A 20,106-nucleotide genomic window follows, 5' to 3' on the forward strand; every position below is an offset into this window, starting at 1 on the left:
CGGAGACTGCCTTCCGGGGGGCCGGAGAAATCCCCCGGCGCAGCCTCTTCCCTTCCTGAGAATGACCGGGAATAATAGTGGTATGACCACAGGGCGTCCCGTCGGCTACAGCGCGATCTCCAGCTACTCCCGCGTCGAGCTGCTGCACCTCATCCAGGAGCGGCCGCAACGTACGATCACTGAGCTCGTGGATGCCACGAGCCTCCACCCCAACACGGTGCGCGAGCATCTGCAGCGCCTGATCGACGACGGCTACGTCGTCGCTCTCCCCGAGCTGCGCACCACCCGCGGCCGCCCGCGCGTGCTCTACAGCGTGGCCGACGGCCTCCGTGCGTCGAGCCCCGTGCAGCGTCGGAAGGTGAAGGCTGCCGCCGAGCGCGGCGATCTCATGCGCCGCGTGCTCCCCGGCGCCCCGCCCGAGCTCGACACCGAAGCGCTCCACCAGGTCGACGCGCTGATCGACGATCTGATCGACGCCGGATTCGATCCGCTCGTCGACGAGACGGAGCTCACCGTCGACCTCACGCCGTGCGCGCAGGCGGAAGCCCAGGCCGCGCACCGCGAGGTGCTGTGCAGCGTGCACCTCGGCCTCATGCAGAGCGTGCTGAGCGAGGCCGGCGGTCCGCTGTCGGTCGACGGGATGCGCTCCTCGTGCGACCCGCGTCAGTGCGTCGTGCAGCTCATCCACGCGGCCGCGGGCGACTGATCGCCCGCCTGCCGTTATTCACGGCGCACGCGCGATCGGCTCGCGCGCGCCGTCTGTACCTTCAGTCAACAGGAAGACCCACGCTCGGGAGGGAACTCGCATGGACTTTCTGGATCCGCTGCTGCTGGCTCGGTGGCAATTCGGGCTCACGACGCTGTACCACTTCATCTTCGTCCCCCTGACGCTGGGCATGTCGCTGTTCGTCGCGATCTTCCAGACCATGTGGTTCCGCACGGCCGACGTGAAGTGGCTCCACCTCACGCGGTTCTTCGGGAAGATCTTCCTCATCAACTTCGCGATGGGCATCGTCACGGGCATCGTGCAGGAGTTCCAGTTCGGCATGAACTGGTCGTCCTACAGCCGCTTCGTCGGCGACGTGTTCGGCGCCCCCCTCGCCTTCGAGGGCCTCATGGCGTTCTTCTTCGAGGCGACCTTCATCGGGCTGTGGATCTTCGGCTGGAATCGCCTGCCCCGCGGCATCCACCTCGCCACGATCTGGATCACGGTGTTCGGCACGTGGCTGTCGGCGTACTTCATCCTCGCCGCCAACGCCTTCATGCAGAACCCCGTCGGCTACCGGATGTCGACCGAGGGGCACCGCGCGGAGATGGCCGACTTCGGCGCCGTCCTGACCAACCCCGTCGCCCTGACGCAGTTCCCACACACGATCTTCTCGGCGATCATGTTCGCCGCTGGGGTCATGATCGCCGTCGCCGCGTGGCACCTCTCCCGCCGGCAGCACGACGAGATGATGCGCCCCGCCCTCAAGCTCGGCCTGTGGTCGATGATCATCGCCTTCGCCGGGGTCGCGCTCTCGGGCGATCAGCTCGGCCTGGTCATGGTCGAGACCCAGCCGATGAAGATGGCCGCCGCCGAGGCGATGTTCAACTCTGCGTGCGGCGCCGACGCCTCCTTCTCCCTGTTCTCGATCGGCACCCCCGACGGGACGAGCGAGATCTGGTCGCTGCGCGTGCCCTACCTGCTCGCCTTCCTCTCCACGCACGATTTCAACGGCTGCGTCGAGGGCATCAACGACCTCAACCTGCAGTACACGACCGAGCTCTTCCCGCAGTTCGCCGACCAGGTCGACGGCAACTTCGCGCCCATCCTGTGGGTCACCTACTGGTCGTTCCGCTGGATGATGGGCTTCGGCGGCCTCGCCGCCCTCATCGCCGTCGTCGGCCTCTGGGTCACGCGCAAGAACGCGAAGCGCCCCGTGGCGGGCTGGATGTGGAAGATCGCGATCTGGCAGGCGCCCCTCGCGCTGCTCGGCATCCTCGTCGGCTGGATCTTCACGGAGATGGGACGCCAGCCGTGGATCGTCTTCGGCCTGATGCTCACGGAGGACGGTGTCTCCCCGAGCGTGCCCGGCTGGAGCGTGCTGATCTCGCTCGTGGCGTTCACACTCATCTACCTGATCCTCGCGGTGGTCGAGTTCGGCCTCATCTTCAAGACCGTGAAGACCGGACCCGATCCCCTTCCCGGACCCGACGATCCACAGCCCTCGGAGCTGTCGATCGACGAGACGCCCACGACGGTCTACTAGGAGCACGCCATGGATCTCGCCTACCTCTGGTTCTTCATCGTCGGAGTGCTCTTCGTCGGCTACTTCGTGCTCGACGGATTCGACTTCGGCGTGGGCATGTCCCTCCCCTTCCTCGGCAAGGACGAGGTATCGCGCCGCCAGGTCATCAACACGATCGGCCCCGTGTGGGACCTCAACGAGACCTGGGTCATCGTCGCCGGCGCCTGCCTGTTCGCCGCGTTCCCCGAGTGGTACGCGACGCTCTTCAGCGGGTTCTACCTCGCACTCCTGCTGATCCTGCTCGCCCTCATCGCGCGCGGCGTGTCGTTCGAGTACCGGCACCAGCGCGACGACCCGCGCTGGAAGCGGCGCTTCGACTGGATGATCACGATCGGATCGGCCGTGCCCGCGCTCCTGTGGGGCGTCGCGGTGGGCAACATCGTCCAGGGGGTGCCGATCGATGCCGACCACGAGTTCACCGGTTCGTTCCTCACGCTGCTGAACCCCTACGGCCTGTGGGTCGGCGTGACGACGCTCCTCCTCTTCTTCCTCCACGGCGTCTACTTCGTGGGGCTCAAGACCGACGGCCAGGTGCACCACGACGCGCAGGCGCTCGCCAAGAAGCTCTCGATCCCCACGGTGCTGTTCGCCGCCGGAACGGTTGTCTGGACCGTGCTGATCGCCGCGGGCCGTGAGGCTCCGCTCCTGTGGGCGGTCATCGCGTGCGGTGTCATCGCGGCCGTGTCGCTGCTGGCATCCGTCGCCTTCAACTGGATCGACCGCGACGGCCGCGCCTTCGCCGCGGGGGCCGTGACGATCGTCTTCGCCGTCCTCACGCTGTGGCTGGCCCTGTTCCCGTTCGTCATGCCCTCCTCGACCGACATCGCGAACAGCCTGACGATCTCGAACGCGTCCAGCACGCAGCTGACGCTGGAGATCATGAGCTGGGCCGCCCTCATCTTCCTGCCGATGGTGCTGCTGTACCAGGGCTGGACGTACTGGGTGTTCCGCAAGCGCGTGACGCGCGCCGTGATCGAGAAGGCCGACGCCGTCGCCCATTGACAGGCCGCCGCGCCCGGCGCCCTGGACGGCGCCGGTGACCTGCCGCCGGGGCGCTGCGCGGAACCGAAGTAGGGTCGAAGAACCATGACCACCACTGCAGGCGAAGGTCGCGCGCGCACCCGGACGCGCCCGGTCGATCCGCGCCTGCTGCGGTATGCGTCGGCGTCGCGCGGCTTCTTCGTCGCCATCGCCGTGATCGGGCTCGCGCAGACGGCCGTCATCGTCGCCTTCGCGTGGCTCCTCACGCGGGCCGTCACGGGCGCGATCGCCGGCGAGCCGCTCGACGGCGCGCTCGGCGAGACGCTGCTCCTGCTGGCCGGCGTGATCGCCCTGCGGGCGGTGCTGCTGTGGACCCGGGAGACCGTCGCCGCCCGCGCCGCCGCCCGCGTGCAGAGCCAGCTGCGCAGCCATCTCCTCTCCGCCGTCGGACTCCTGGGGCCCGGCTGGATCGCCTCTCAGAACAGCGCGCGGCTCGCCGTGACGGCGGGGCGCGGGCTGGAGGCCCTCGACGCGTACTTCTCGCGCTACCTGCCTCAGCTCGTGCAGACGGCGATCGCGACGCCCGTGCTGCTGGCGGTCATTTGGTGGCAGGACTGGATCTCGGGCCTCACCGTGCTCTTGACCCTCCCGCTCATCCCGCTGTTCATGGTGCTCATCGGCCTGGCGACCCGGTCGGTGCAGCAGAAGCAGTGGCAGACGCTGGGGCGACTCGCGGCGCGCTTCTCCGACACGGTGCGGGGCCTGTCGACCCTGAAGGTGTTCGGACGGCATCACCGCGCCGTGGCGTCGATCGGCACGGTCACCGACACCTACCGCAAAGAGACGATGCGGGTGCTGCGGGTCTCGTTCCTCTCCGGTTTCGCGCTGGAGCTTCTCGCCTCGATCGCCGTCGCGATCGTCGCGGTCTCGATCGGCTTCCGCCTCATGGACGGCCTGCTCACCCTCACGGTCGGCCTGTTCGTGCTCCTGCTCGCGCCCGAGGCGTACCTGCCGCTGCGGCAGGTCGGCGTGCAGTTCCACGCTGCGGCGGAGGGCGTCGCGGCCACCGACGACGTCTTCGCCGTGCTCGACGATCACCGCCGCGCGGTGGGTGGGCGCCCGGCATCCGCCGATGACGGCGGGGATGCCGCGGCCGCTTCCTCGCGCGGCGTTCTGGTGGTGCGTGACGTGGCGGTGCGCGACCTCCCGCCGGTCTCGTTCGAGGCGCGCCCCGGCACGGTCACCCTCGTGGACGGGCCCAGCGGCTCCGGCAAGTCGAGCCTCCTCGCGGCGCTCCGCACGGCCGCGCCCTACAGCGGCGACATCACGGTGGACGGGACGGATGCCGCGACGCTCGCCCCCTCCACGTGGCTCGCGTGGGCGGGTCAGCAGCCGGGACTCGTGGCCGGCACGATCGCCGACAACGTGAGGCTCGGTGACGCCGGCGACGCCGATGGCTCCGACGAGCTCGTGGGCCGCGCGCTGCGGCTCGCGGGCGCCGACGACCTCGATCCGGACCGCCTCCTCGGCGTGCTGGGGTCGGGGCTGTCGGGCGGCCAGGCGCAGCGCGTGGCCGTCGCGCGGGCGATCCACCGTCACCTCCGCGGGCGGGCGTCGGTCGTCGCGCTCGACGAGCCCAGCGCCGCCCTCGACGCCGAGACCGAAGCCCGCCTGTGGGCGTCGGTGCGCGACATCGCCGACGGGGGCGCGACCGTCCTGCTCGTCTCGCACCGCCCGTCGGCGCGCGAGATCGCCGACGCCGTCGTCTCCCTCTCGCCCGCGGAGGCCGTCGCATGACCACCTCGCGCGAGATCCTGCGCTCGGCCATGCCGCCCGCCCGCCGGTTCTGGCCCGGTGCCGCCGCCGGGTTCGCCTCGGAGGCGTCAGCGGTGGCGCTGCTGGCCGTGAGTTCCTGGCTCATCGTGCGCGCCAGCGAGCAGCCGCTGCTCATGTACCTGTCGGCGGCGGTCGTCGGGGTGCGCCTGTTCGCCCTCACTCGCGCCGCCTTCCGCTACACGGAGCGCCTCGCGAGCCACGATGCGGCGCTGCGGCAACTGGCATCCACGCGCACCGACCTCGTTCGTCGCATCGTGCCGCTCGCTCCCGACGGCCTGGGCCGCACGGGTCGCGGCTCGGTACTGGGGGCGCTCGTCGACGACGTCGATGAGCTGCAGAATCTGCCGCTGCGCGTCGTGCTCCCGCTCGTGTCGTCGACAGCGGTCGCGGTGGGTTCCGTGATCCTCGTGGCGGTCATCTGGTGGCCCGCCGCCCTCACGCTCCTGGCCTGCCTCGTGGCCGCGGGCATCGTCGCGGTCTTCTGGGGCTGGGCGACGGGGTCGCGTGCCGAGCGGACGATCGCTCCGCTCCGTGCCGACCTCGCCGGCGCCGTCCTCGATCATCTCGGCAGCCTCGACGTGCTGGTCGCGTACGGCGCGGAGGAGGAGAGCCGGGCGCGCATCGCCGCCGCCGACGCGCGGTTGCGGCGGGCGGTCGTCCGTCGTGCGGGGGCGCAGGCGGGCACGACGGCGCTGGTGTCGCTCCTGGCCGGTGCCGCCTCGGTGCTCGCGGTCTGGATCGCCGCGCCGGCCGTGGCATCCGGATCGCTGCTCGGGCCGGAGTTCGCGGTCGCCGTCCTCGTTCCGATGGCGGTGTTCGAGGTCTTCACGGCGGTGCCGCTGGCCGCCGCCGCCTGGCGTCAGGTGCGTGCCTCCGCGAGCCGCATCGCCGATGCGCTGCCGGCGGAGGCGCCTCCGGAGCTGCCGCGCGAGACCGTCGGCACCGGGATCGCGCCTCCCCTCGCATCCCCCGCCGGGTCGGGGCTGCGGCTGCGTGGCGTGTCCGCCTCCTGGCCGGATGCCGAGGGGTCCGCTCTGCACGAGGTCGATCTCGACGTCGCCCCGGGCGAGCGGGTGCTCGTGGTCGGCTCGAGCGGCGCGGGGAAGACGACGCTCGCGCACGTGCTCGTCCGCTTCCTGGAGATCGACGGGTCGTACACGATCGGCGGTGCGGACGCCCGAGCGCTCGCCCCCGACGACGTCCGGCTGACGGTGGGCCTGTGCGAGCAGAGCCCCATGCTCTTCGACGAGGACATCCGGCAGAACCTCCTCTTCGCGAGAGACACCGCCCGCGACGACGACCTCCTGGGCGTGCTGGAGCGGGTCGGGCTGGGCGCGTGGGTGCGCGAGCGCGGCGGCCTCGACGCGCGGGTCGGCGAGCGCGGCGCCCTCGTCTCCGGCGGTCAGGCGCAGCGCATCGCCTTGGCACGAGCCCTCCTGCGCGGGTTCGACGTGCTCGTCCTCGACGAGCCGACGGCCGGCGTCGACCCCGCCGCATCCGATGCTCTCCTGCGCGATCTGCTCCTCGCCGTCGGCGACGAGCGCGCGGTCGTGCTGATCTCGCACGTCACGGTGCCGGAGGGTCTCGTCGACCGCACGGTGCGCCTGGAACGCGGCCGGATCGTCGGCTGACGCCGCTCGTCTCAGAGCGTCTTGGCGAACGCCTGCACGCCCGCGTGCGACGGGAGCGGCGCGAACCCGAGCCGGGTGTAGAACGCCAGCGCTCCGGTGTTGTCCGACGAGGCGACGAGGTGGAGCCCGCGCACACCGCGCTCCCGCAGCGCGTCGGCGAGGGTGTCGATGAGGCGCCTCCCCCATCCCTGCCCCTGGAGCTCCGGGAGCAGGTCGATGTGCAGGTGGGCGGGGTAGTCGTCGCCGTACGGCTCGGCACCGGCGCGGCGCCCGTAGGCGTAGATCAGCGTGCCGTCCTGGCGCGTGCGCTCGGACTCCGGCCGGGGCCAGCGCGCCCCGAACCGCGTCCACCACTGCGTGGCGAACCAGTCCTCGAAGGCGCGCGTGTCGGGGGTGCCGACGACGTAGCCTCTCGGCGTGCCCGCGTCGTCCTCGACGACGAACGCGAGGTCGGGATGCCGTGACAAATACGGCAGGACGAACACCTCCGCCCAGAGGTCGTCGTCTTCGAACACGCCGGTCGCGTCGCCGCCGGCATCGGCGGTGCGCAGGCAGATCTCCGCCAGGGCGGGCTCGTCGCCGGGACGGAACGGACGGATGCGGGGCACGGCCCGAGTCTACGGAGCCGCGGCGGCCGCCGGAGCCTCGGGGAGGGCTTCCGCGGCCGCCGTGATCCGGTTGGCCATCCCGCGGAAGATGAAGCCGTGGAACGGGAGCACCGCGAGCCAGTACAGCCGCCCGGCGAGGCCGCGGGGGAAGAACACCGCCCGCTGCCGGTAGAGGGCGCCACCGGCATCCCCGGGGTCACACGCGAGGTCGAGCCACGCGAGTCCCGGCACCCGCATCTCCGCCCGCAGGCGCAGCAGGCGGCCCGGTTCGACGCGCTCGACCCGCCAGAAGTCCACGGCGTCACCGACGGCCACGCGCGAACGGCTGCGGCGTCCGCGTGAGAGCCCGACGCCGCCGACGAGCCGGTCCATCCAGCCGCGCAGCGCCCACAGCACCGGGGCGGAGTACCACCCGCTCTCCCCGCCGATCCCCTCGATGACCTCCCACAGCCGCGCGGGCGACGCGGTCGTGCGCGCGGTGCGCACGTCGGTGTAGACCGTGCGTCCCGCCCAGTCGGGGTCGCTCGGGAGCGGGTCGGACGGCACGCCCGACACCGCGGCATCCTGCCAGCTGGTCTCCACGGCGTCGCCTTCGACGCGGCCGAGAGCGAGCGCGACGGCTTCGCGGTAGCCGGTGAGGCCGCCGTCGGGGCGCGGGATCAGTTCGTCGACGTCGTGGTCGTGCATGACGCAGTCGTGCACGAGGGAGGCGATGAGCGGGCGGGCGATCGATCGCGGCACGGGCGTGACGACGTTGACCCAGTGCGACGCGAGACCGGGCGTCAGCACGGGCAGCGCGGCGATCGGACGCTGCCGCAGCCCCGCTTCCACGGCGTAGCCGTTCATCATCTGCCCGTAGCGGAGCACGTCGGGCCCGCCGATGTCGACCGTGCGGTTGACGTCGGCATCGACCCGGGCGGCCCCGAGCAGGTAGTGCAGCACGTCGCGCACGGCGATCGGCTGGATGCGGTTGCGCACCCACCGGGGCGCGGGCATGTAAGGAAGCACCTCGGTGAGGTGGCGGATCATCTCGAACGACGCCGAGCCCGATCCGATCACGACGCCGGCCTGCAGCACGAGCGTCGGCACCCCGCTGCGCAGGAACTCCTCGCCGACGGCCACGCGCGAGCGCAGGTGCGGGCTCAGCTCGGTGGCGTCGGGGTGGAGCCCGCCGAGGTACACGATGCGACCGACGGATGCCGTGGCCGCCGCGGCTGCGACGGTTCGGGCCGCCGCCAGGTCGCTCTCCTCGAAGCCTGCGCCCTGTCCCATCGAGTGGATGAGGTAGAAGAGCACGTCGACGTCGGGCACGGCCTCGGCGACCGCCGCGGCGTCGGATGCCGACCCTTCGACGACCTCGACGTCGTCGCCCCACGCGAACGCGGGCAGTCGTCCCGGATGCCGCACGAGCACGCGCACCCGGTAGCCGGCGGCGAGGAGGCGCGGCACGAGCCGGCCGCCGAGATAGCCGGTCGCCCCGAGGACGAGAGCACGCGGGGCCGACCCGTCGGGACGCGGGATCGCGCGCAGTGCGGGTTCGCGTCCGGTCGGCGATGACAGCGTCGTGTCGTCGTCGTGCGTGCTCGGGTCGGTCTCAGCCATGTCGAGACCCTACGTCGTGGAGAGCGGACCGCCCAACCCCTTGCGCACGGCGCGCTGACAAGGCATGCGGCCCGAGGCATGGCGCCGTCGCGGCGACGGCGTCGGCCCTCAGCGGCGGCCGTTGCCGAACACGCCCCGGATGACCGACGTGAGGATCGACTGGGTCGCCTTGGAGTTCAGCACCTGCTCGAGCGGCGACGCCTCCTTCTTCCGCGTCGTACGGGTGCGCGTGCTGCCGCCGGTGGCTTTCATGATGCGGTCGTATTCGCGCTGACGCTCCTTCTCGGCCGCCGCGTCTGCCTTCGCGATGGCGGCCTGCTGCCGGGCGTACTCGGCATCCGCCTTCGCCTTCTCCGCCGCCGCGGTCTCGGCGGCGTCCTTCTCCGCGGCGGCGTTCATCTTGGCCGTGAGGATCTCGCGCGCCGACTCACGGTCGATCGCCGTGCCGTACTTCGCGAGGAGCGGCGAGGCGTGCACGGCTCGCTCGATGTCGGGGTCGGGCGTAGGTGACATCAGTCCCTGCGGTGCGCGCAACCGCGTCCAGGCGACGGGCGTCGGCGCGCCCTTCTCGCTCATGACCGTGACGATCGCCTCGCCCGTGCCGAGCTCCTGGAGGGTGCGTTCGAGGTCGTAGCCGCTCTTCGGGTAGGTGCCGACGGTGGCGCGGAGGGCCTTGGCGTCGTCGGGCGTGAAGGCGCGTAGCGCGTGCTGCACCCGGGAGCCCAGCTGGGCCAGCACGTCGCCGGGAACGTCCTTCGGCGTCTGGGTGACGAAGAAGACGCCGACGCCTTTGGACCGGATGAGGCGGACGGTCTGCGTGATTGCCGCGAGGAAGTCCTTCGACGCGTCGCGGAAGAGCAGGTGCGCCTCGTCGAAGAAGAAGACGAGCTTGGGTTTGTCGAGGTCGCCGACCTCGGGGAGGATCTCGAAGAGCTCGGCGAGGAGGTACATGAGGAACGTCGAGAACAGCGCGGGCTTGTCGGCCACGCCGGGCACTTCGAGCAGGGAGAGCACTCCGCGCCCGTCCGGCGCCGTCCGCAGGAAGTCCGTGACGTCGAACTCGGGCTCGCCGAAGAAGACGTCGGCGCCGTCGTCGGCGAAGGTGATGAGTTCACGCAGGATCACGCCGGCGGTCGCCGCCGACAGCCCGCCGAGGCCCTTCAGTTCCGCCTTGCCGTCGTCGCTCGTCAGATAGGTCAGCACGGCGCGCAGATCGGACAGGTCGACGAGGGCGAGGCCGTTCTCGTCGGCGTAGTGGAAGACGAGTCCGAGGCTCGACTCCTGCGTGGCGTTGAGACCCAGCACCTTGCTGAGCAGCAGCGGGCCGAACCCCGAGACGGTCGCCCGCACCGGCACGCCCTTGCCGATGCCGCCGAGGGCGAAGTACTCCGTGACGGATGCCGTCGGCATCCAGTCCTGTCCGATCCCGCGGGTGCGCGCCAGCAGCTTGTCGCTCGGCTCCCCCGGCGTCGCGACGCCGGACAGGTCGCCCTTGATGTCGGCGGCGAAGACCGGCACGCCCTTGGCGGCGAGTTGCTCCGCGAGGCCCTGCAGCGTGCGGGTCTTGCCCGTTCCGGTGGCACCCGCGACGAGGCCGTGGCGGTTCATCATCCCGAGCGGAATGCGGATCTGCGCACTCGGGACGGGTTCGGTGTTCATGAGCGCGCCGAGGTCGAGCGTCTCACCGTCGAACGTGTAGCCCTTCACGACGGCGGCGATCTCGTCGGCATCCAGCGGTCCGGTCGCCGCCTCTGGTGCCGGCGCCGCCTCGGGCGCCGGTGCCTCCTCGGGCGCCGGTGCGACCTCGGGTGCCGGTGCCTCCTCGGGCGCCGGTGCGACCTCGGGTGCCGCCTCCGTCTCCGGTGCCGCCTCGACTGCCGGTGTCGAGCTTCCCTGCGCTGCGGCGGCCTGTGCGGCGGCGAGCGCGGCCTTGGCCTGCGCGAGTTTCAGCGCCGCTTCAGCGGCCTCCGCCTCTGCCTGGAGTCGGGCGATCTCGGCGGCGGCGGCTTCGTCGGGCGCGGTCATGCGCTCAGCCTAGCGAGCGCTCCCTCGCCAGCGGCAGGGTGAACGCGGCAGCGACGATGAGGGCGGCGCCCGTGCCGATGAGCACTCCGCCGAGGGTGTCGCTGAGCCAGTGCGCGTGCACCTGCGTGCGGCTGAACGCCATGACGAGGGCCCACGCCGCTCCGATCAGCGCCACCCACCACCGGGGGAAGATGATCGCGGCCGCGACGGCGATCGTCGCCGCGTTGGCGGTATGTCCCGAAGGGAAGGAGCCGTGGTCGGAGATGACGAGGATGTCCTCGGGACGCAGGCGGCCGAAGATCGCCTTCAGGAGTTGGACGATCGCGGCACTCACCGCCGATGCCGTCAAGAAGTACAGGCCCGATCGCCACCGCCGCGCCGCGACGAGGGCGAGGCATCCGCCGAGCGGCACGACGTAGGTGGCGAACCAGCCGCCGCCGAGGAAGTCGAGCAGGTAGGAGAGCTCGGTGAAGGCCGGCAGGATCGATCCGACCGTCGTGTTCCACCAGAGGTCGATGTCGATGTCGGTCTCGAGCGCCACCGCGATGCCGAGGACGACGGCGGCCGTCGCCAGCACGAGTCCGATGACGAGGCGCTGCAGCCCCCAGGTGATCTCGACATCCGTCACGCGCATCGCCTCAGCGTAGAGGATGACTCGGCGCGCGGCGTCAGGGCGCGAGGCGCTCCACCGACCGGGGCCGCACGATCAGCCACAGCGACGCCAATCCGATGACGGCGCAGCCGACCATGACGGATGCCATCGTGGTGGCGGTGATACCGGCATCCTTCGCGATCCAGCCGACGAGGGGCGAGATGATCCCGGCTACGCCGAAGTTCGTGGCGCCGACGATCGACTGCGCGGTGCCGGCGGCGTTGCCGTGCCGGTCGAGGGCGAGCACCTGCACGCAGGGGAAGGTGAACCCGCACGCGGTCATGAAGAAGAACAGCGGCACCACGGTGCCCCAGAGCCCGAGGCCGAGCTGATCGGTGACGATGATGGCCACCGCGGCCACGGCGAGCACCGACGTCGACCAGGCGAGCACCCACTGCGGACCGAACCGAGCTGCCAGACGCGCGGCCACCTGCACGCCGAGCACGACGCCCAGGGAGTTGGCCGCGAAGAGCAGGCCGTACTGCTGCGCGTCGAAGCCGTACGACTCCTGGAACAGGAACGACGACGCCGAGAGGTAGGAGAACAGGCCCGAGAAGGTCATGCCGCCGATGATGAGCACGCCGATGAAGACGCGGTCGCTGAAGACGCTCCGGTAGCGCTGCCACACGGTGGTCGCCCCGCGATCCTGTCGCCGCGCCTTGGGCAGCGTCTCCGGGATGAACACGATGGCCGAGATCAGCATGACCGCGCCGTAGACGGCGAGCACGCCGAAGATCCCGCGCCAGGAGGTGACCAGGAGCAGGCCCGATCCCACGAGCGGGGCGAGCACCGGTGCCACCCCGGAGACCAGTGCGAGCCGCGACAGCATGACCACCAGCCGGCGTCCGCCGAACAGGTCGCGGACGATCGCCGCCGCCACGACCCCGCCCGCCGCAGCGCCCGCGCCCATGAGCACACGCGCCGCCGACAGTAGCTCGAGCGACGGCGCGAGCGCGGCCGCCGTGCTGGCCAGCACGTGCAGAGCCGTCACCGCCAGGAGCGGCAGCCGCCTCCCCACCTTGTCGCTCAGCGGGCCGACGATCAGCTGCCCGAGCGCGAAGCCGATCATGGTGCCGGTCAGGGTGAGCTGGATCGCAGCATCCGTCGTCCCGAAGTCCTCGCGCAGCACGGGGAAGGCCGGCAGGTAGAGGTCGATCGTGAAGGGGCCGAGCGCCGTGAGGGCGCCGAGGAGGATGACGTAGAGCACCCGGCGCGAGGTGGGGATGCGGTCACCCGGATGCAGCACGATCGGCGCCGTCGCGGGGTGCGCGCCGAGGGTGCGGATGGCGCCGGTGGCGGTGGGACGGGCGGCTGGATCGGAGGGGGAAGCGTTGTCGCGCACGAGGTCCTGACGAGGGGAGGAGACGGAGGATCGAAGAGCATGAGCGCCCGGATAAGCGGAGAAGTTCCTGCGGTGGGCGGTGCCGAATCGATTCGAAGGCATATCGATCTTAGCGCTTTCCCAGCATCCGGGCTCATGCCGGTGCATAGAATTGACCCGCCCCTGCGCATCGCGCGGACGCTCCCATCGCCCCCCGAGCCGAGATCACGCACATGACCCCGACTTCTTCGTCCGGCCAGCCTTCTTCGTCGAACCAGCGTGCGAGCGGAAACCCCGCGACGCAGGCCAAGATCGCCCAGACCGCCAAGCAGCAGCGCGAGGCGCAGAAGCAGGCCAAGCTCGCGGAGTACCAGCGTCAGCTCGAGAAGCGCCGCCGCAGCAAGCTCCTCTGGTGGGTCGTCGGGTCGACCGCCGGTCTGGCCGTCGTCGCCCTCGTCGTCGCGTCGATCCTCTTCACGCCGCGACCGGTGACCCTCGAGCGCGGCGACGGCGACGGCGCGGGCATCACGGGCCTCGAGACCTTCACCAACACCGCCACCCACGTCGAGGGCGATGTGACCTACCCGCAGACCCCGCCGGCCGGCGGAGACCACAACCCCGTCTGGCTCAACTGCGGCGTGTACTCCGAGGCCGTTCCCAATGTCAACGCCGTCCACTCGCTCGAGCACGGTGCCGTGTGGATCACGTACGACCCGGCTCGCGTCGGTGAGTCCGAGGTGTCCGCCCTGCGGTCGCAGCTGCCGTCGAGCTACGTCATCCTCTCGCCGTACGACGGCCTCCCCTCGCCCATCGTCGTGAGCGCCTGGAATGCCCAGATCCAGGTCGACTCGGCCGACGACGCCCGCATCGGCGAGTTCCTCAGCGCGTACTGGCGCAGCACGAGCGCGCCCGAGCCCAACGCCGCCTGCACGGGAGCGCTCGACGCCCCGGGCAAGCAGTCCTGACCCGGCGACGATCGTGACGGACCCCGAGACGACGGAAGCGGAGACGACGGACCCCGAGACGACGGAGCCCGAGACGACGGAGCCCGAGACGACGGAGCCCGCGACGACGGAGCCCGCGACGACGGAGCCCGCGGCGTCCGACGCGCGCACCCTCCCGCCGTGGTGGGCCGTGCTGTTGGTCGCCCTCGCGGTGGCCGGGACGGCGTTCGCGATCGGTCGATTCTCCGCCTTCGACATCGCCCCCACGACACCCGCCGACACCTCCGCGGAAGCAGGGTTCGCTCGCGACATGCAGGTGCACCACGCCCAGGCGATCGACATGGCGATGACGATCTATCGGAAGACGTCCGACGGTGACCTGCGGACGCTCGCGTACGACATCGCCACCGGACAGTCCGAGCAGAAGGGTCTCCTGTACGGGTGGCTCGTGCAGTGGGGTCTCCCCCAGATCGGCGGACCGACGATGCAGTGGATGTCGGCATCCGAGGCCGGCCACGAGCATGGCGGGACGAGCGACGCCCCGCTCACCGAGGAGGAGGCGCGCGTTGCGATGGGCATGGCCAGCGACGCCGAACTGACGGAACTCGCCGACGCCACGGGCGGGGCCGCAGACTGCACGTTCCTCACGTTGATGATCCGCCACCACGAGGGCGCCATCCCGATGGCCGACGCGGTGCTCGAACTCGGCAGCGACCCGCAGGTGCTCGCGGTGGCCGAACGGATGAAGAACGCGCAGCAGTTCGAGATCGACGCCATGACCTCGATGCAGCAGCGACTCGGCTGCACCGGCTGACGCCGACATCGGTGCCGACACGGACATCGGGGCCGCACACGTGATGTGTGCGACCCCGATGAGGATGCTGCCGGGCTGTTGCCTCTGCGTCAGCCCTTCGTCGACCCGGCCAGCAGGCCGCGGACGAAGAAGCGCTGGAGTGACAGGAACACGATCAGCGGCACGATCAGCGCGATGAACGCACCGGCCGTGAGCAGATACCAGTCCTGACCGCGGCTGCCGGTCATCTCGGCGAGCAGCTTCGTGATCGGTGCCACGTTGCCGTCGGCGAAGATGAGCGCGACGAGCAGGTCGTTCCAGACCCAGAGGAACTGGAAGATCGCGACCGACGCGATGGCGGGAGCGGTCAGGGGCAGGATGATCCGGAAGAAGATCTGTCCGTGACCGGCACCGTCCACGCGTGCCGCCTCGATGACCTCGCCCGGGATCTCCGAGACGAAGTTGTGGAGCAGGTAGATCACCAGCGGCAGGCCGAAGATGGTGTGCGCGATCCACACCTGGGCGTACCCGACGGAGCCGAACGCCTCGATGACGGGGAACCCGAGGATCTCGCCCCGCGCGAAGAACTGCAGCACGGGGATGAGCGCCATCTGGATCGGCACGATCTGCAGCGCGAACACCCCGATGAAGAGGATGTTCTTGCCGCGGAAGTCCATCCACGCGAACGCGTAGGCCGCCAGGAGGGCGATCGCGATCGGCAGCACCGTGGCCGGCAGGGTGATCGCGAACGAGTTCACGAACGCCCCCGCCATGTTCAGCTGGCTGTTGCCGGTCTGGAGCGCGGTCGCGTAGTTGTCGAGCGTGAAGCCCCAGTTCTCGAAGATCGTCCACCAACCGGTGGTGTTGATGAACTCGCGAGGGCGGAACGAGGTGAGGAAGAGTCCGAACGTCGGGACCGTCCACACGGCGGCGATGATGAGCGCCGCCGCCGTCGCCCACGGCGAACTGAGGCGCTTCTTCGTACCGGTGAACATCTTCTTCTCGCCGCGCTTCACGCGACGTGCCGTCTGGTCGTCGACCGACAGGGCTGCGGGTGCGACGGTCATCAGCGGATCTCCCTCTGCTTCTTGAGCTGGACGGCGTTGTAGATCACGATCGGGAGCACCAGCACGAACAGGATCAGCGCGAAGGCCGCAGACCGGCCCTGCTCGAAGCTGCGGAACTGCGTGTACATCTCGTTCGCGAGCACCGAGGTGCTGTTGGCACCGGCGGTCATCGTCCGGACGATGTCGAACACCTTCAGCGATCCGATCGAGATGGTCGTCAGCACGACGATCAGCGCGGGACGGATGCCGGGCACGACGACGTTGATGAAGCGCTGCCACGCGTTCGTGCCGTCGAGCTCCGCCGCTTCCAGCTGCTCACCGGGCACACCCTTGATCGCGGCCGACAGCACCACCATCGCGAAACCGGTCTGGATCCAGATGAAGACGACGATGAGCCAGAACGTGTTCCACGGGTCGTCGGCGAGGAAGTTGTAGGGCTCTCCCCCGAACCACACGATCACCTGATTCAGGAAGCCGATCTGGTTCTGTCCCTCGGGACGCGCCGTGTACATGAAGCGCCAGATGATCGATGCCCCGACGAACGAGATCGCCATCGGCATGAACACGAGGATCTTGTAGTACTTCTCACCGCGCGTCTTGTCGATGAAGTACGCGTAGGCGAGTCCCGCGATCGTCGAGATGACCGGCGCGATCAGCACCCACAGGATCGTGTTGATGATGACGCGCACGTTCTGCGGCTGCGTGAAGATCCACGCGAAGTTCTCGAAGCCGACGAACGTGTCGCCGGTGCGGTTCATGAACGCCTGGAAGATCGTCTGGACCGTCGGGATGACGAGACCGACGATCAGCAGCGCGAGCGCCGGCGTCAGGAATCCGACGAGCTGGAACATCGATCCCGCGCCGCCCTTGGCGCGCTTATCGAGGAAGAAGAACAGCAGACCGAGCACCGCGGCGGCTGCCGCCGCCTCGACCCAGGACTGCATGATCACGAGGACGAGCGCAGGGCCCACCACGCAGGCGATCAATCGGATGATCGTGTAGACGCGCCCGGGTCGCGGCGCGATCTCGATGAGGAACAGGATGAGTGCCACCACGGCCAGGAACACGCCGATGATGACGACGATCTCCAGCCACGGGTTGAGGGTGGACAGCCACCGGAAGAAGTCTTGAATGGTCATGGAAGCCTTTCGAGTGCGACATCGGACTCGGCGGCGGCGGGCTACCGCCGGGAGAGTGGGGAGTGGGACCGCCCCTTCCGGGACGGTCCCACTCGCTGTCAGATCACTCGGACGGCCAGCCGGACTCGATCTGCTGGAGCACGCTGTCGGTGTCGGTGCCGTTCACCCAGTCGACCATGCCCTTGAAGAACGTGCCCGAACCGACGGCGCCCGGCATGAGGTCGGAGGCGTCGAAGCGGAACGTGGTGGTCTCGGCCTGGAGGATCTCGATGGCCGCCTTCAGGATGTTGCTGGAGGCGTTGGCCGGGTCGAGGCCCTTGTTGGCGCTGATGACACCGCCGAGCGACACACGCGAGTTGGCCCACTCGGGGCTGGAGAGGTACTCCTGCACCTTCTGGGTCGACTCGGCGTCGTCGAACGCGGCGACGATCTCGCCACCACCGGTGACGACTGCGCCGTCGCTGGCGCCGCCGGCCTCGTACGGAGGCATCAGGAAGGCCCAGATGTCGCCGTCTTCGGCGACCTCGCCGCCGGCGTCGGTCACGAAGCCGTCGTAGAAGGATGCCTGGTGGTGCAGCGCGCAGTCACCGTCGACGAGAGCCTGTGCCGGGTCGCCGAACGGCGTCGTCACGATCGTGTCGGTGCCGCCGAATCCGGCGTTGACGTAGTCGGGGTTCAGCGCGATCTTGCCGAACTCGTCGAACGCCGACTTGATGGCCGGGTCGGTGAAGGGCGTCTCGTTCGCGATCCACTTGTCGTAGACCTCCGTACCCGACTGACGCAGCACGAGGTCCTCGATCCAGTCGGTGCCCGGCCAGCCGGTCGCGGCGTCCGAGCCGAAGCCGATGCACCACGGCGGCTGGTCGGTGTCGGCCTGGATCTGCGCCGTCAGGTCGAGCAGGCCCTGCCAGTCGGTCGGAACCTCGTAGCCGTTGTCCGCGAAGAACGACGGCGAGTACCAGATCCAGCCCTTGACGGATGCCATGAGCGGCGCGCCGTAGAGCGTGCCGTCGACCGTGCCGTAGTTGGCCCAGTCCTCGGACCAGCCGGATTCGACGTTGGCCTTCACGGCGTCGGGGGCTTCCTTCAGGTAGCCGAGGTTGGCGATGTCGGCCATGAGTCCCGGCTGCGGGAAGATCGCGATGTCGGGTGCGCTGCCTCCCTGCGCCCGGACGGCGATCTGCGCCTCGAACTCCTTCGACGACTCGTACTTGATGTCGATGCCGGACTCCGCCTCGAAGTCGGCCCACGACTGCTCGAGCAGCTCGGCCTCGGTGTCGGCGATCGTGCCGTAGACGGTGACGACGTTGTCGTCGGTACCTTCCGAGCCGTTGTTGCCGTTGTTACCCGATCCCGGGCCGCCGCTGCAGCCTGCGAGCGCGATGCCGGCAACGCCGATGACGGCGAGCGGGGCGAGTAGACGTCGCTGTGCCATCCCCATGTGATTCCTCCTCGTTGAGTGCCCGGAAGGCTCCGGGCGCACGCCGATTCCCCGATAGGGAACCGCTTCCAGCACAGGCTAGGGGAACGGCCAGGGAACTCACAACATCACCCACATCACAACCCGATAACGGGCCGGGATTCCGCGGATACTCGACGATGACCGGCAACGCAACCGGTTCCATAAGCGGGGGGAAATCGGATAGAGTTCCCCCGTTCCGACTCGAAGGGGAGTTCATGGCCGGCATCGCAGAGGTCGCCGCTCGCGCGGGCGTCTCGAAGGCGACGGCCAGTCGTGCTCTGACCGGCAGCGGATACGTCTCGGATGCTACGCGGCAGCGCGTGCGGGAGGTGGCGGACGAGCTCGGCTACGTGCCCTCCACGAGCGCCGTGAGCCTCGCGACGGGCCGAACGCAGAACATCGGCGTGGTCATGCCCTACGTCAACCGCTGGTTCTTCGCCGAAGTGCTCGAAGGCATCCAGCAGGCGCTGTTGGAACGGGGCCTCGACCTGACGCTCTACGACGCGAAACCGGGAACGCCGGGGCGCGACCGCATCTTCGGCGATTTCCTGGCGCGCAAGCGGTTCGACGGTCTCATCGCCGTCGGACTGGAGCCGCAGGATCACGAGCTCGAGCAGCTCGTGCAGATCGGACGCCCCATCGTCAGCGTGGTCGGTTCGGGCGAGGATGCCAGTCTCATCGCGATCGACGACGACTACGCGGCGCGGCGCGCGACCGAGCACCTGCTGGGGCTCGGTCACACGCAGATCGCCTTCCTGGGTGGCGGCACGGGGGTGCACTGGGCCCACGTCGACCGTCAGCGGCTCTCCGGGTACGAGAGCGCCATGTCCGAAGCGGGCATGAGCGACCGCATCCGCCACGTGCGCTCCGAGGTCTCGCTCCCCGGCGGCTACCAGTCCGCCGTCGACCTGCTGGGCGATGCGCGGCAGCGGCCGACCGGCATCGTCGCGGTGTGCGACGAGGTCGCCGTCGGTGCCATCATCGCGGCACGACGCCTCGGCATCCACGTTCCGAGCGAGCTCAGCGTGGTCGGCATCGACGACCACGAGTACGCGGAGATGTTCTCGCTGACGACCCTCCAGCAGGTGCCGCGGGAACAGGGGCGCGCCGCCGTCGAGATGCTGCTCGCGCAGATCGCCGATCCGGACCGTCCGATCACCCACGTGCAGATGCACGCGCGCCTCATCGTGCGCAGCACCACCTCGGCCGTCGACGCACAGAGCTCCGCCGTGCTCGACGCCGACCTCATCCGCGGCACGGCCACGGAGTGACCGCACGGACAGTGACCGCACGCAGAAGGCCCCCGGGATGAACCCGGGGGCCTTCGATTCGCGTGAGCGAGATTACTTCAGGGTCACCGAAGCGCCGGCCTCTTCGAGAGCGGCCTTGGCCTTCTCGGCGGTCTCCTTGTTGGCGCCCTCGAGGACAGCCTTGGGAGCACCGTCGACGACGGCCTTCGCCTCACCCAGGCCGAGCGAGGTGAGCTCGCGGACGACCTTGATGACCTGGATCTTCTTGTCGCCGGCGGCCTCGAGAACGACGTCGAACGAGTCCTTCTCCTCGGCCTCTTCGGCGGGGGCGCCACCGGCGGGGGCGCCGGCAGCGGCGACCGCGACGGGAGCGGCGGCGGTGACGTCGAAGGTCTCCTCGAACGCCTTGACGAACTCGCTGAGCTCGATGAGCGTGAGCTCCTTGAACGCCTCGAGCAGCTCCTCAGTGCTGAGCTTTGCCATGATGATTCTCCTTGATTGGGG

At 69.9% G+C, this 20,106-nt stretch carries 17 protein-coding genes; 8 read left to right on the forward strand and 9 right to left on the reverse strand.

Annotated elements, in window-relative coordinates; all coding sequences use genetic code 11:
- Positions 1-82 precede the first annotated feature (82 nt).
- The 5 genes from ACSQ18_RS11540 (at position 83) to cydC (ending at position 6,739) form a co-directional block, all read left to right on the forward strand.
- On the forward strand, positions 83-706 hold the full coding sequence (locus tag ACSQ18_RS11540) for an ArsR family transcriptional regulator (protein ID WP_144806064.1): 624 nt from the start codon (positions 83-85) through the stop codon (positions 704-706).
- 100 nt (positions 707-806) lie between these two features.
- Positions 807-2,252 carry a cytochrome ubiquinol oxidase subunit I gene (locus tag ACSQ18_RS11545; protein ID WP_436037501.1) on the forward strand — a complete coding sequence of 482 codons (1,446 nt, stop codon included), beginning with the start codon at positions 807-809 and terminating at the stop codon, positions 2,250-2,252.
- A gap of 9 nt (positions 2,253-2,261) precedes the next feature.
- Positions 2,262-3,293 carry a cytochrome d ubiquinol oxidase subunit II gene (cydB, locus tag ACSQ18_RS11550; protein WP_436037503.1) on the forward strand — a complete coding sequence of 344 codons (1,032 nt, stop codon included), beginning with the start codon at positions 2,262-2,264 and terminating at the stop codon, positions 3,291-3,293.
- A gap of 84 nt (positions 3,294-3,377) precedes the next feature.
- A complete protein-coding gene (gene cydD, locus ACSQ18_RS11555; protein ID WP_436037505.1) occupies positions 3,378-5,069 on the forward strand; it encodes a thiol reductant ABC exporter subunit CydD in 1,692 nt (563 codons plus the stop codon).
- The gene (cydC, locus tag ACSQ18_RS11560; RefSeq protein ID WP_436037506.1) at positions 5,066-6,739 is read left to right on the forward strand and encodes a thiol reductant ABC exporter subunit CydC; all 1,674 of its coding nucleotides are present in this window, start codon (positions 5,066-5,068) and stop codon (positions 6,737-6,739) included. The genes cydD and cydC overlap by 4 nt, the downstream gene beginning before the upstream one ends.
- Before the next feature lie 11 nt (positions 6,740-6,750).
- Here the strand turns inward: cydC and ACSQ18_RS11565 are convergent, their stop codons facing one another.
- The 5 genes from ACSQ18_RS11565 to ACSQ18_RS11585 all read right to left on the reverse strand — a co-directional run bounded on the left by ACSQ18_RS11565 (position 6,751) and on the right by ACSQ18_RS11585 (position 12,968).
- A complete protein-coding gene (locus ACSQ18_RS11565) occupies positions 6,751-7,347 on the reverse strand; it encodes an N-acetyltransferase family protein (RefSeq protein ID WP_436037507.1) in 597 nt (198 codons plus the stop codon).
- Positions 7,348-7,356: 9 nt separating this feature from the next.
- The gene (locus ACSQ18_RS11570; RefSeq protein ID WP_436037508.1) at positions 7,357-8,949 is read right to left on the reverse strand and encodes an SDR family oxidoreductase; all 1,593 of its coding nucleotides are present in this window, start codon (positions 8,947-8,949) and stop codon (positions 7,357-7,359) included.
- A 108-nt stretch (positions 8,950-9,057) separates the two neighbouring features.
- The gene (locus tag ACSQ18_RS11575; protein ID WP_436037510.1) at positions 9,058-10,974 is read right to left on the reverse strand and encodes a helicase HerA-like domain-containing protein; all 1,917 of its coding nucleotides are present in this window, start codon (positions 10,972-10,974) and stop codon (positions 9,058-9,060) included.
- Positions 10,975-10,978: 4 nt separating this feature from the next.
- Complete coding sequence (locus ACSQ18_RS11580) at positions 10,979-11,608, reverse strand: phosphatase PAP2 family protein (protein ID WP_301037903.1); 630 nt, start codon at positions 11,606-11,608, stop codon at positions 10,979-10,981.
- A 34-nt stretch (positions 11,609-11,642) separates the two neighbouring features.
- Positions 11,643-12,968, reverse strand: a complete 1,326-nt coding sequence (locus tag ACSQ18_RS11585; protein ID WP_436037511.1) for a multidrug effflux MFS transporter — start codon at positions 12,966-12,968, stop codon at positions 11,643-11,645.
- A gap of 212 nt (positions 12,969-13,180) precedes the next feature.
- Between ACSQ18_RS11585 and ACSQ18_RS11590 the strand changes: the two genes are divergently transcribed.
- Together ACSQ18_RS11590 and ACSQ18_RS11595 are read left to right on the forward strand one after the other, a co-directional pair.
- Complete coding sequence (locus tag ACSQ18_RS11590; protein ID WP_436037512.1) at positions 13,181-13,912, forward strand: DUF3105 domain-containing protein; 732 nt, start codon at positions 13,181-13,183, stop codon at positions 13,910-13,912.
- Between the two features lie 13 nt (positions 13,913-13,925).
- Positions 13,926-14,705 carry a DUF305 domain-containing protein gene (locus tag ACSQ18_RS11595; protein ID WP_436037513.1) on the forward strand — a complete coding sequence of 260 codons (780 nt, stop codon included), beginning with the start codon at positions 13,926-13,928 and terminating at the stop codon, positions 14,703-14,705.
- A gap of 89 nt (positions 14,706-14,794) precedes the next feature.
- On the opposite strand, the gene ACSQ18_RS11600 is transcribed toward ACSQ18_RS11595, so the two are convergent.
- The 3 genes from ACSQ18_RS11600 to ACSQ18_RS11610 form a co-directional block, all read right to left on the reverse strand.
- Positions 14,795-15,751, reverse strand: a complete 957-nt coding sequence (locus tag ACSQ18_RS11600; protein ID WP_144806074.1) for a carbohydrate ABC transporter permease — start codon at positions 15,749-15,751, stop codon at positions 14,795-14,797.
- Positions 15,751-16,890: a carbohydrate ABC transporter permease gene (locus ACSQ18_RS11605; protein WP_436037515.1), complete on the reverse strand. Its 1,140-nt coding sequence runs from the start codon at positions 16,888-16,890 to the stop codon at positions 15,751-15,753. The genes ACSQ18_RS11600 and ACSQ18_RS11605 overlap by 1 nt, the downstream gene beginning before the upstream one ends.
- A 103-nt stretch (positions 16,891-16,993) precedes the next feature.
- Positions 16,994-18,331 (reverse strand): ABC transporter substrate-binding protein, encoded by a 1,338-nt coding sequence (locus tag ACSQ18_RS11610; RefSeq protein ID WP_436037516.1) that lies wholly within the window; start codon positions 18,329-18,331, stop codon positions 16,994-16,996.
- A gap of 236 nt (positions 18,332-18,567) precedes the next feature.
- On the opposite strand from ACSQ18_RS11610, the gene ACSQ18_RS11615 reads away from it, so the two are divergent.
- Complete coding sequence (locus tag ACSQ18_RS11615; RefSeq protein WP_436037518.1) at positions 18,568-19,623, forward strand: LacI family DNA-binding transcriptional regulator; 1,056 nt, start codon at positions 18,568-18,570, stop codon at positions 19,621-19,623.
- A 72-nt stretch (positions 19,624-19,695) separates the two neighbouring features.
- Here ACSQ18_RS11615 and rplL read toward each other — a convergent pair whose 3' ends face one another.
- A complete protein-coding gene (gene rplL, locus ACSQ18_RS11620; protein WP_144806078.1) occupies positions 19,696-20,085 on the reverse strand; it encodes a 50S ribosomal protein L7/L12 in 390 nt (129 codons plus the stop codon).
- Between the last annotated feature and the right edge of the window lie 21 nt (positions 20,086-20,106).

The sequence above is a fragment of the Microbacterium sp. LjRoot45 genome (genome assembly GCF_964253325.1).
GTDB lineage: Bacteria > Actinomycetota > Actinomycetes > Actinomycetales > Microbacteriaceae > Microbacterium.

Excerpts from the sequence above, each read along its gene's own strand:
- ACSQ18_RS11540 (WP_144806064.1), top strand. The coding sequence starts at position 83 with ATGACCACAGGGCGTCCCGTCGGCTACAGCGCGATCTCCAGCTACTCC.
- ACSQ18_RS11545 (WP_436037501.1), top strand. The coding sequence starts at position 807 with ATGGACTTTCTGGATCCGCTGCTGCTGGCTCGGTGGCAATTCGGGCTC.
- cydB (WP_436037503.1), top strand. The coding sequence starts at position 2,262 with ATGGATCTCGCCTACCTCTGGTTCTTCATCGTCGGAGTGCTCTTCGTC.
- cydD (WP_436037505.1), top strand. The coding sequence starts at position 3,378 with ATGACCACCACTGCAGGCGAAGGTCGCGCGCGCACCCGGACGCGCCCG.
- cydC (WP_436037506.1), top strand. The coding sequence starts at position 5,066 with ATGACCACCTCGCGCGAGATCCTGCGCTCGGCCATGCCGCCCGCCCGC.
- ACSQ18_RS11570 (WP_436037508.1), bottom strand. The coding sequence starts at position 8,949 with ATGGCTGAGACCGACCCGAGCACGCACGACGACGACACGACGCTGTCA.
- ACSQ18_RS11575 (WP_436037510.1), bottom strand. The coding sequence starts at position 10,974 with ATGACCGCGCCCGACGAAGCCGCCGCCGCCGAGATCGCCCGACTCCAG.
- ACSQ18_RS11580 (WP_301037903.1), bottom strand. The coding sequence starts at position 11,608 with ATGCGCGTGACGGATGTCGAGATCACCTGGGGGCTGCAGCGCCTCGTC.
- ACSQ18_RS11590 (WP_436037512.1), top strand. The coding sequence starts at position 13,181 with ATGACCCCGACTTCTTCGTCCGGCCAGCCTTCTTCGTCGAACCAGCGT.
- ACSQ18_RS11600 (WP_144806074.1), bottom strand. The coding sequence starts at position 15,751 with ATGACCGTCGCACCCGCAGCCCTGTCGGTCGACGACCAGACGGCACGT.
- ACSQ18_RS11605 (WP_436037515.1), bottom strand. The coding sequence starts at position 16,890 with ATGACCATTCAAGACTTCTTCCGGTGGCTGTCCACCCTCAACCCGTGG.
- ACSQ18_RS11610 (WP_436037516.1), bottom strand. The coding sequence starts at position 18,331 with ATGGGGATGGCACAGCGACGTCTACTCGCCCCGCTCGCCGTCATCGGC.
- ACSQ18_RS11615 (WP_436037518.1), top strand. The coding sequence starts at position 18,568 with ATGGCCGGCATCGCAGAGGTCGCCGCTCGCGCGGGCGTCTCGAAGGCG.
- rplL (WP_144806078.1), bottom strand. The coding sequence starts at position 20,085 with ATGGCAAAGCTCAGCACTGAGGAGCTGCTCGAGGCGTTCAAGGAGCTC.